Origin of the sequence: Curtobacterium sp. B8, assembly GCF_000333315.1 — a bacterium.
In the GTDB taxonomy this organism is placed as follows: domain Bacteria; phylum Actinomycetota; class Actinomycetes; order Actinomycetales; family Microbacteriaceae; genus Curtobacterium; species Curtobacterium luteum.
This window is the reverse complement of record NZ_BACW01000263.1, coordinates 1-9,848: the sequence shown is the minus strand read 5'-3', so window position 1 is coordinate 9,848 and position 9,848 is coordinate 1. Positions and strand designations below refer to the sequence as shown.

Below are 9,848 nucleotides of genomic sequence, written 5' to 3'. Positions count from 1 at the left end.
GTTCCCCGTGCCGCCGTTCGGCCTGACCGGCTCCGACTTCGTGCTGACGCCGGTCGCCGACTCCGAGGGGCTGTTCACGCTCGTCGGCGGCACCTCGCGGCTGTTCCTGCTCGACGCCGCGGTGCACCTGCCCTCGTACGCGCCGGTGCTGTCCTCGGCGCAGGTGGAGGTGCTCGGGCTCGGGTCGGCGGAGGACGCGATGCTGCTCGTCGTGGCGAACCCGGCCGCGGAGGGGACGACGGTGAACCTGCTCGCCCCCGTGGTCGTGAACGCCCGGACCTCGGTCGGCGCCCAGCTCATCCTCGAGGACCAGGACTTCCCGCTGCGCGCCGAGCTCGCCCGGCGCTAGGCGCGCGCCGCGGCGGGCGGGCGCGGCGCGCCATCGCCGCTGTCGAACGACCCCGTCGCCGTCGTACGACAACGGAGTCGTCGTCCCGTGCGCGCGCAACAGTTGCGGACGCTTCGTGGCGACACAGCCGTCGTCGTCCGACAACAGGGATGTCGCCTCTTGCGGACGCACCGGTCCTCCACAGGCCGGGAGGCACGGATCACCTTCCACAGAACAGGCCGACGGTGCCGCGTGTTCCTGCTGCGCGCCCGGCCTCTTTCGCCGCCGTCGAACGACCCCGTCGCCGTCGTACGACAACGGATTCGTCGTCCCGTGCGCGCGCAACAGTTGCGGACGCTTCCTGGCGACACAGCCGTCGTCGTCCGACAACAGCGACGTCGCCTCTTGCGGACGCACCGGTCCTCCACAGGCCGGGAGGCACGGATCACCTTCCACAGAACAGGCACGCGCTGGCCACGGTTCCGGTTGGTCCCGTGAGCCTGTCCGTATGGCAACACGAGCGATCGACGTCCCGCTGATCCGAACGGCCGCGCACGACAGCGCGGAACGGCGTCGCCTGCAACGAGACGTCCACCGCGGTCTCCTCGCCGTGGTCCGTCCTGGCGTCTTCGTCGAACAAGCGGTTCTCGCGGCACTCCGCCCGGAGGAAGCGCACCTCCTCCTCGTCCGAGCGACGGCTCCACGCGTCCGGCCCCCAGCTCGGATCTCGCACCTGTCCGCAGCAGCCGTGCACAGGCTTCCGTACATCGGTGACCCGCCCAGTCGTGTGGACCTCGTCGACCCGCGTCGGGGGAAGACCGAGACCACAGCGATGACACGCGTCCGTCCTGATCGGTCGGGTGCACACCACCTGCACGAGCGCTGGGCTGCTGTGCCGAGCGTCCAGGACGTCGGCTGTGACGGTGCTGGCGTGACGTCGCTGGTCCGTACCCTGGTCGACGTCGCAGCCGTAGCGCCCCTGACCACCTCGTTGCCGATGCTGGACGCAGCACTGCATGCACGGGCCGTCTGGCCGGAGATGCTGGAGTTCGAACTCGCACGCGGCTTGCGGGAGCAGACCGCCCGCGCGTCCTTGGCCGTGCGAGCGGGGTCGGCGCTCTCGGGGTCACCGGCCGAGTCGATGTGCCGCGTGCGCTTCCGTCAGCTCGGCACCCCCGAACCCGTCCAGCAGCACGAGTTCCGGCGCCCGGGCGAGCAGACCGCCGTCGTCGACTTCTGGTTCCCCGTGCAGGGAGTCGTGGTCGAGGTGGACGGCCGGGGCAAGTACGAGGACCCGGACCTCCTCGGCGCGAGCACGACCGCGGACGCCTACTGGCGGGAGAAGCGGCGCGAGGACTTCGTCCGGTCCTTCCCCGAGGTCCGGTTCGTCGTCCGGCTCAGCTGGTCCGACCTCATGCACCCGGAACGAGTGCGGCAGGCACTCCGACGGGCAGGCGTGCCGTGCCGATGAGCGGGCCCAGGACCGGCATCAGCGCTTCGGGGACCGCTCCCACCAGCGCAGCGTACGGTCTCCCGCATGGCCCGACAGCACAACGACCAGGCGATCATCCGGATGCCGGTCGCACCGGTCGAACCCGACCCCTCCACGACGAACGGACAGCGTGTCGAGACGACCGGCGGCTGGGTGAAGTGGTTGGACCGCGTCCTCAGCGTGCAACGACCGGTCGTGGTCGCGCACGTCAACCGACTCCGCCGTCGGCATCCGGACGCTTCCCCTGCGGACATCATCCAGATCCTGGAACGGCAGTACCTCACGGCAGTGACCTCCGGCGGAGCAGCCGTGGGTGCGAGCGCCGTGATCCCCGGCGTCGGTATGGCCGCAGCACTGGGGTTGAGCGGGGCGGAGACGGTCGGCTTCCTCGAGACGACGGCGCTGTTCGCCCAGTCGGTCACCGAGGTCCACGGCATCGCCCTGGACGACCCGGAGCGGGCGCGCACGCTGGTGATGGCGCTCATCCTCGGCACTCCCGGCACGCAGCTGATCAAGCAACTCGCAGGCCAGGCTGCCGGCGGTCAAGCACGGACGGCGTTCTGGGGCGAGATGGTGACGGCCTCCCTGCCGAAGCAGGTCGTCTCCGGGATCGGCGGCCAGGTCCGCGACCAGTTCGTCCGGCGCTTCGCCGCCCGCCAGGGCACGACGATCGTCGGGCGCGCGCTGCCGTTCGGGATCGGCGCGGCCGTCGGCGGGATCGGCAACCACGCCCTCGGGCGGAAGGTCGTGCAGGCGTCACGGACGGGGTTCGGCGTGCCGCCGGCGTCCTTCCCGGTCGTCCTCGCGCCGAAGCCGGTCCGATCTGCGAAGGAGCCCAAGCAGGTCGCGCAGCCGAAGGACGGGTCGGCGCGCAAGGGCCTGTCGTGGCGACGGCGGAAGCCGGACGTCGACCTCTGGGCCGGTACCCCCGGCCCGGAGACCCCCGACGCCCCCTGAGGAATGAGCACGTCTTCCGGCCTCCGCGTGGCTCGGCGACGCCGGTCCCGTTCGGCACCGCAGCGGCATCGGACCGAACCCCGCCGCAGCAGCACCGGCCGGGACCGGCGCCGCACCGCTCCTCAGCCGCGCCGCACCGGCGTCGTGACGACCTGCCCAGCGTGCGCGAAGCCACCCCCGAACCCGAACAGCAGCGCCGGCACACCCTCGGGCAGCTCCCCACGCGCCCAGGCCTTCGAGAGGCCCAACGGCACGCTCGCGGCCGAGGTGTTCCCCGACTCGACCACGTCCCGCACGACGTAGCTCGGCGAACCGCCGAGCGCCTCCACGAGCGGCTCGATGATGCGCAGGTTCGCCTGGTGGAACGCGAACACCTCGATGTCCTCGATCGAGAGGCCCGCTGCTTCGACGACCGCGCGCGCATGGTCCGCCGCCTCCGTGATCGCCCAGCGGTAGATCGACCGTCCCTCCTGCGAGAACCGCGCCGGCTCGCCGGACACGCGCACGGCCTGCTCGAGGTGGGGCACGCTCCCCCACGACACCGGTCCGATCTGCGGTTCCTCCGAGACGCCGACGACGGCCGCGCCCGCTCCGTCACCGACGAGGACGCAGGTCGACCGGTCCGTCCAGTCCACGATGCCCGACAGCTTCTCCGACCCGATCACGAGCGCCGTGTCCGCGGAGCCGGTGCGCACGGCCTGGTCGGCGATGCCCATCGCGTACTCGAAGCCGCTGCACGCCGTGTTGATGTCGATCGGCGCTGCCCGGCCGGACAGTCCGAGTTCCGCGGCCACCCGCCCGGCCGTGTACGGCGCTCGGTCCTCGTGCGTGGTGGACGCGACGACCACGAGACCGACCTCCGACGGATCGACTCCCGCGTCGGCGAGGGCCGCCCGACCGGCCTCGACCGCCATCGAGGTGACGGTGTCGTCGGGTCCGGCGATGTGTCGAGTCTTGATGCCGGTGCGGGTGGTGATCCACTCGTCGTTGGTGTCGACCATCGTCGAGAGCTCGTCGTTGGTCAGGATGCGCGAGGGCTGGTGGTGGCCGAACCCGATGATCCGGCTGCCTCGGAGTGCGGGGATGTTCACCTGCGGCACGCTACTCCCACCCTCGGGCGGTCCATACCCCGGGACGCATGCGCGAAGCCGACCCCGACCCCCGACCACGACCACGACCACGACCACGACCAGGCCCGACCCCGACCCCGAGACCGGTACCGCCAGGGCCTGGCTCCCCCAGCGCCGCACGCGTAGACCGGCTCCATGGACTACACACATCTCGGACGGACAGGGCTGTCGGTGTCGCGAGCGGTGCTCGGGACGATGAACTTCGGACCGGAGACCAGCGAGGACGACTCGCACGCCATCATGGACCGGGCCCACGAGCTCGGCGTCAACTTCTTCGACACGGCGAACGGCTACGGCGGCTCGGTCGGCAAGGGCGCCACGGAGGAGATCATCGGCCGCTGGTTCGCCACGGGCGGCGGCCGTCGCGAGAAGACGGTCCTCGCGACGAAGGTCTACGGCGACATGATCGACTGGCCGAACGGCGGCAAGCTCAGCGCCTACAACATCCGCCAGGCCCTCGACGCGAGCCTGCAGCGGCTGCAGACGGACCACATCGACCTCTACCAGTTCCACCACGTCGACCGTGCGACGCCGTGGGACGAGATCTGGCAAGCCCTCGAGGTCGCCGTCGCGCAGGGCAAGGTCCTCTACGTCGGCTCCTCGAACTTCGCCGGGTGGCACATCGCGCAGGCGCAGGAGGCCGCGAAGCACCGTAACTTCCTCGGTCTCGTCAGCGAGCAGTCGATCTACAACCTCGTCGTGCGCGACGTCGAGCGCGACGTCCTGCCCGCCGCGGAGCACTACGGGCTCGGCGTCATCCCGTGGTCGCCGCTGCAGGGCGGTCTCCTCGGCGGCGTCATCGAGAAGACCGAGAACGGCTCCCGGCGCCTCTCCGGGCGGAGTGCCGAGTACGTCGAGGGACACCACGACCAGCTCGCCGCCTACGAGGCGCTCGCCAAGGAGCTCGGCCACACGCCGGGCGAGCTCGCCCTGGCGTGGCTCCTGCACCAGCCGACCGTCACGGCGCCGATCACGGGCCCGCGCACGATGGAGCAGTGGGAGTCCGCGGTCCGCGCCGTCGACATCCGCCTCGACGACACGGCGCTCGCGCGCCTCGACGAGATCTTCCCCGGCCACAAGACCTCGCCGGAGGACTACGCCTGGTGACGACGACAGCGGGCCGCTGACGCGACCATCTGCCGGGAGGCGCGGTGCGGGTCCGACCCGCGCCGCGCCTCCCGTCCGTGGTCACGACGAGAATGCGACGACCGTTGCGATCTCAGCGTCGCGACCTTCCTGTCCCGCAGGCCGATCGCCCGCGGGGAGTCGTCGAGGCTCCCCAGCGGCGCTCGACGTCCTCCATGACCGTCGCCATGATCTCGGGCGAACGACACGGCCGCTGTCGTGCGACAACAGCTCCGTCGCCCCTTGCAGACGCCGGCGGTTGCACCCGACCACCCGCCACACCGCCGATGTCGCACCACGACGACACCGTCGTCTCGAGTCCGCAACCGCACCCCCTCGCACGCGCCGGCAGCGGCACGCGACCACCCGCGACATCGCCGCTGTCGTACGACAACAGCCCTGTCGCCCGTTGCACTCGCCGGCAGTTGCACGCGACCACCAGCGACGCCGCCGCTGTCGTACGACGACGACACCGTCGTCCCGAGTCCGCACCCGCACACCCGCACACCCGCACCCCCGCGCACGCGCCGGCAGCGGCACCCGACCACCTGCGACATCGCCGCTGTCGTACGACAACAGCCCTGTCGTCCCGAGTCCCCACCCACGCGACGCGCCCTCCGCACACGCCGACGGGCCCCGCGCCTGCTGTGTGCGCGGGGCCCGTCGGGCGGGAGGAAGAGCGGGGAGACCCCGAGCTACCGGACGGAGACCGGGGTCTCGTCGCGCTCCTCGTAGAGGACGTAGCCCTCTTCACCGTGGACCGCGGTGTCGATGCCGGCGACCTCGTCCTCGGTCTTCACGCGGAAGCCGATCGTCTTCTCGATGATCCAGCCGATCGCGAATGCCAGGACGAAGGAGTACAGGCCGACGGCACCGGCCGCGGCAGCCTGCTTGCCGAGCTGCGCGAACGAGCCGGAGTAGATCAGGCCGGTGTCGTTGGCGAAGAAGCCGAGGTACAGCGTGCCGAAGATGCCGCCGACGAGGTGGACGCCCACGACATCGAGCGAGTCGTCGAAGCCGAGCTTGTACTTCCAGTCGATCGCGAAGCAGCAGACGATGCCGGCGAGGAAGCCGAGCAGGATGCCCCAGCCCGGGGTCAGGGCGGCACAGGCCGGGGTGATCGCGACGAGGCCCGTGACGGCACCCGAGGCGGCACCGACGGAGGTGGCCTTGCCGTCCTTGAGCTTCTCGACGAGCAGCCAGCCGAGGATCGCGGCGGCCGGAGCGGCGAGCGTGTTCACCCAGGCGATCGACGCGATGCCGTCAGCAGCGCCCTCGGACCCGGCGTTGAACCCGAACCAACCGAACCAGAGGATCGCCGCACCGAGGAGCACGAACGGCGGGTTGTGCGGCTTGTGCGCACCCTTGGCGAAGCCGACGCGCTTGCCGAGGACGAGCGCCAGGGCGAGACCCGCGGCACCGGCGTTGATGTGCACCGCGGTGCCGCCAGCGAAGTCGATGACGCCCCAGTACGGAGCCCATCCGGAGGTGAGGTTGAACACCCACGAGGCGACCGGGAAGTAGACCACGGTGACCCAGATGCCGGCGAAGAGCATCCACGCGCCGAACTTGGCGCGGTCGGCGATGGCGCCGGAGATCAGGGCGACGGTGATGATCGCGAACGTGGCCTGGAAGCCGACGAACGCCATCGACGGGTACGCGGCGTTGATCGTCGAGGCCTTGGCCTCCTCGAACGCCTGGCCGAGGCCGATGAGGTTCCAGTCGATGCTGAAGAACCCGACGATGCCGCTGACCGCCGTGTGCGGTCCGGTGTTCGCGAAGGCGATCGCGTAGCCGTACAGCACCCAGAGGACGCTCACGAGCGCGATCGCGCCGAACGACATCATCATCATGCTGATGACGGACTTGGCCTTCACCAGACCGCCGTAGAAGAAGGCCAGGCCGGGTGTCATGAACAACACCAGCGCCGCCATGACCAACACGAAGGTCGTGTTGCCCTGATCAAGCATCTGTTCACCTCTCGATTGCACGAACGGCTCTTGGACCGCCTCGGGTGCTGTCGAGTTTGGCGAGGTGCTGTTTCACCGATGAGCACGAACTGTTTCGCGGATGTAACGCGATGACGCGGCGTGTGAACGTTGTGTTTCGTCGTGCGGCGCATCCGCTGGACGCGCGCCACGACTCCCCTGCGACCGTCTGGACGGTCGCTTCGCAGCGTGGTGCGTGCCGGCCTGGAGGCACGGTGCGGGCCCGCCCCGCGCCTCCCGTCCGGCGCCCGGTCGCGCCGTCAGGCCGCGCGCGTCAGCGCCACCACGCGCGATGCCGCGCGGAGGTACTTCTTCCGGTAGCCCCCGTCGAGCATCGACTGCGGGTACACCGCGTCGAGCGGGGTGCCCGACGCGACGATCCGCACCTGCGCGTCGTACAGCCGGTCGACGAGCGCGACCCAGCGCAGCGCGTCGGTCTGGTCCGTGAAGGGCCGGGCGTCGGTGAGCCCGACCGCGTCGAGCCCCTCCACGAGCGCGACGTACTTCGAGGGGTGCACGGTGCCGAGGTGCGCGACGACGGCGTCGAAGTCGTCGAGCGTGACGGCACCGGTTGGCAGCGCCGCGGCGACGTCGGGCACCACCGCGGCGGACTCGTCGACCGCGCGCCGGCGGTAGTCGAGACCGTCGATCCGGAGGGTGTCGAACCGGTCGGACATCGCCTGGATCTCGCGGAGGAAGTCCTGCGCGGCGAAGCGCCCCTCGCCGAGCGCCCCCGGCGGGGTGTTCGACGTGGCGGCGAACCGGGTGCCGGTCTCGGAGAGCTCCTTGATGAGCCGCGTCATCATCATCGTGTCGCCCGGGTCGTCGAGCTCGAACTCGTCGATGCACACGAGGGCGGTCCCGCGGAGGAGGTCCACCGTGCCCTGGAACCCGAGCGCACCGACGAGCGCGGTGTACTCGATGAAGGTGCCGAACGTCTTCCGACCGGACGCCGCGTGGTAGGCCGCCGCGAGCAGGTGGGTCTTGCCGACGCCGAACCCGCCGTCGAGGTAGACGCCCGACTTCGCACCGGCCTCGGGCGCGGCGCTCCGGCGTCGGCCGAAGAGTCCGCGGCGGGGAGCGGCGGCGCCCGACCCCGACGAGACGAACGCGGCGACGGTGTCGCGGACCTCGGCCTGCGACGGGTAGTCGGGGTCCGGACGGTAGGACTCGAAGGACGCGTCGGCGAACTGCGGCGGCGGGACGAGCGCCGCGGCCATCTGCTGCGGGGTCACCTGCGGGTCGCGGTCGACGAGGTGGCTCGGCGCCGAGGCGTGTTCAGGCAAGGACGCCCCTCCGGGAAGCATGTCGTGCGGTGCAACGTTGCGGCTGGAGCACGGTACGTCCGCGTACCGTTGCCCACAGGCACCGAGGACCGATCCTAGTCCGGTGCCCGTCCACCACCTGGAGGTACCCAGCCATGACCGCACCGGTCGACCCGTCCGCGAAGTTCGCCGCCTACGCCCACCCGGAGCGCCTCGTCTCCACCGAGTGGCTCCAGGAGCAGCTCGACGCCGGGGTCGGCGCGCCGGACCTCGTCGTCGTCGAGTCCGACGAGGACGTCCTGCTCTACGAGACCGGGCACGTCCCCGGCTCCGTGAAGATCGACTGGCACACCGACCTCAACGACCCGGTGCAGCGCGACTACATCGACGGCGAGGCCTTCGCCCGCCTGCTCGGCGGCAAGGGGATCGCCCGCGACACCACGGTCGTCATCTACGGCGACAAGAACAACTGGTGGGCGGCCTACGCCCTCTGGGTCTTCACGCTCTTCGGTCACGAGGACGTCCGTCTGCTCGACGGCGGCCGGGCGAAGTGGATCGCCGAGGACCGCGCCCTCACGACCGACCGAACCGAGGTCACCCCGGTCGAGTACCCGGTCGTCGAGCGCCACGACGAGCCGGTCCGCGCGTTCAAGGAGGACGTCCTCGCCCACCTCGGCAAGCCGCTCATCGACGTGCGCAGCGCCCCGGAGTACTCCGGTGAGCGGACCACCGCGCCGGACTACCCCGAAGAGGGCGCCCTCCGCGGCGGTCACGTGCCGACCGCGGTGAACATCCCCTGGGCGACCGCGGCGGCTCCGGACGGCACCTTCAAGGACCGTGAGGAGCTCGACGCGATCTACCGCGACGGCGCCGGCATCGGTGACGCCGACGAGGTGATCGCCTACTGCCGCATCGGTGAGCGGTCGAGCCACACCTGGTTCGTGCTGCAGCACCTCCTCGGCTACGGGAACGTCCGCAACTACGACGGGTCGTGGACCGAGTGGGGCAGCGCGGTGCGCGTCCCGATCGTCCAGGGATCCGAGCCCGGGACGGCCCCGACCCGATGAGCGACGACACCGCCGCACTGCCCGCCACCCTCGCGGACATCCGGGACGACTTCCTCGAGCTGGGCCAGCAGGACCGCCTCCAGCTGCTCCTGGAGTTCTCCGACGAGCTCCCGGCGCTGCCCGAGCGGCTGCAGGGGCACGAGGAGGAGCTCGAGCGCGTCGAGGAGTGCCAGTCCCCCGTGTTCATCACGGTGACGGTCGGCGCGGACGGCGACGCACCGGACGTGGTCCGCATGCACGCGACCGCGCCGCGCGAGGCACCCACCACCCGCGGCTTCGCGTCCATCCTCGCGCAGGGACTGTCGGGTCTCACCGTCGACGAGGTCCTGGCCGTCCCCGCCGACTACCCGCTGACGATCGGGCTCTCCGAAGCGGTCAGCCCGCTGCGGATCCGCGGGATGGTCGGGATGCTCGGCCGGGTGCAGCGGCAGGTCCGCGCGCTGGCCGCCGAGCGGCGCGGGGGCACAGCGCCGGCGGACTGACGGACGGGAGTTTT

At 71.2% G+C, this 9,848-nt stretch carries 9 protein-coding genes; 6 read left to right on the top strand and 3 right to left on the bottom strand.

All coding sequences use genetic code 11. The features are described from left to right. The 3 genes from fliW to I59_RS06375 form a co-directional block, all read left to right on the top strand. A partial coding sequence (gene fliW, locus I59_RS06390; protein ID WP_022903152.1) for a flagellar assembly protein FliW occupies positions 1 to 349 on the top strand: 349 nt, incomplete at its 5' end. 910 nt (positions 350 to 1,259) lie between these two features. After that, positions 1,260 to 1,799, top strand: a complete 540-nt coding sequence (locus tag I59_RS20725) for a hypothetical protein (protein WP_148286114.1) — start codon at positions 1,260 to 1,262, stop codon at positions 1,797 to 1,799. A gap of 66 nt (positions 1,800 to 1,865) precedes the next feature. Next, complete coding sequence (locus I59_RS06375) at positions 1,866 to 2,777, top strand: hypothetical protein (RefSeq protein ID WP_187289796.1); 912 nt, start codon at positions 1,866 to 1,868, stop codon at positions 2,775 to 2,777. Between the two features lie 122 nt (positions 2,778 to 2,899). On the opposite strand, the gene I59_RS06370 is transcribed toward I59_RS06375, so the two are convergent. Continuing rightward, positions 2,900 to 3,868 carry a beta-ketoacyl-ACP synthase III gene (locus tag I59_RS06370; protein ID WP_031273134.1) on the bottom strand — a complete coding sequence of 323 codons (969 nt, stop codon included), beginning with the start codon at positions 3,866 to 3,868 and terminating at the stop codon, positions 2,900 to 2,902. 174 nt (positions 3,869 to 4,042) lie between these two features. Between I59_RS06370 and I59_RS06365 the strand changes: the two genes are divergently transcribed. Beyond that, positions 4,043 to 5,014, top strand: a complete 972-nt coding sequence (locus tag I59_RS06365; RefSeq protein ID WP_022903148.1) for an aldo/keto reductase — start codon at positions 4,043 to 4,045, stop codon at positions 5,012 to 5,014. Between the two features lie 713 nt (positions 5,015 to 5,727). On the opposite strand, the gene I59_RS06360 is transcribed toward I59_RS06365, so the two are convergent. Both I59_RS06360 and zapE read right to left on the bottom strand, forming a co-directional pair. After that, entirely contained in the window at positions 5,728 to 7,002 is a 1,275-nt protein-coding gene (locus I59_RS06360; protein ID WP_022903147.1) for an ammonium transporter, read from the bottom strand. A gap of 278 nt (positions 7,003 to 7,280) precedes the next feature. Beyond that, positions 7,281 to 8,327, bottom strand: coding sequence for a cell division protein ZapE (gene zapE / locus I59_RS06355; RefSeq protein WP_042726525.1), 1,047 nt, complete (start codon positions 8,325 to 8,327; stop codon positions 7,281 to 7,283). Between the two features lie 113 nt (positions 8,328 to 8,440). On the opposite strand from zapE, the gene I59_RS06350 reads away from it, so the two are divergent. Together I59_RS06350 and I59_RS06345 are read left to right on the top strand one after the other, a co-directional pair. After that, complete coding sequence (locus I59_RS06350; RefSeq protein ID WP_022903145.1) at positions 8,441 to 9,352, top strand: sulfurtransferase; 912 nt, start codon at positions 8,441 to 8,443, stop codon at positions 9,350 to 9,352. Continuing rightward, positions 9,349 to 9,834, top strand: a complete 486-nt coding sequence (locus I59_RS06345; protein ID WP_022903144.1) for a SufE family protein — start codon at positions 9,349 to 9,351, stop codon at positions 9,832 to 9,834. The genes I59_RS06350 and I59_RS06345 overlap by 4 nt, the downstream gene beginning before the upstream one ends. Positions 9,835 to 9,848: the final 14 nt, after the last annotated feature.

What these genes read in the sequence shown, in the direction of transcription:
- I59_RS06350 (WP_022903145.1), top strand. Translation starts at nt 8,441, where the DNA reads ATGACCGCACCGGTCGACCCGTCCGCGAAGTTCGCCGCCTACGCCCAC.
- I59_RS06375 (WP_187289796.1), top strand. Translation starts at nt 1,866, where the DNA reads ATGGCCCGACAGCACAACGACCAGGCGATCATCCGGATGCCGGTCGCA.
- I59_RS06360 (WP_022903147.1), bottom strand. Translation starts at nt 7,002, where the DNA reads ATGCTTGATCAGGGCAACACGACCTTCGTGTTGGTCATGGCGGCGCTG.
- I59_RS06365 (WP_022903148.1), top strand. Translation starts at nt 4,043, where the DNA reads ATGGACTACACACATCTCGGACGGACAGGGCTGTCGGTGTCGCGAGCG.
- I59_RS06345 (WP_022903144.1), top strand. Translation starts at nt 9,349, where the DNA reads ATGAGCGACGACACCGCCGCACTGCCCGCCACCCTCGCGGACATCCGG.
- zapE (WP_042726525.1), bottom strand. Translation starts at nt 8,327, where the DNA reads ATGCTTCCCGGAGGGGCGTCCTTGCCTGAACACGCCTCGGCGCCGAGC.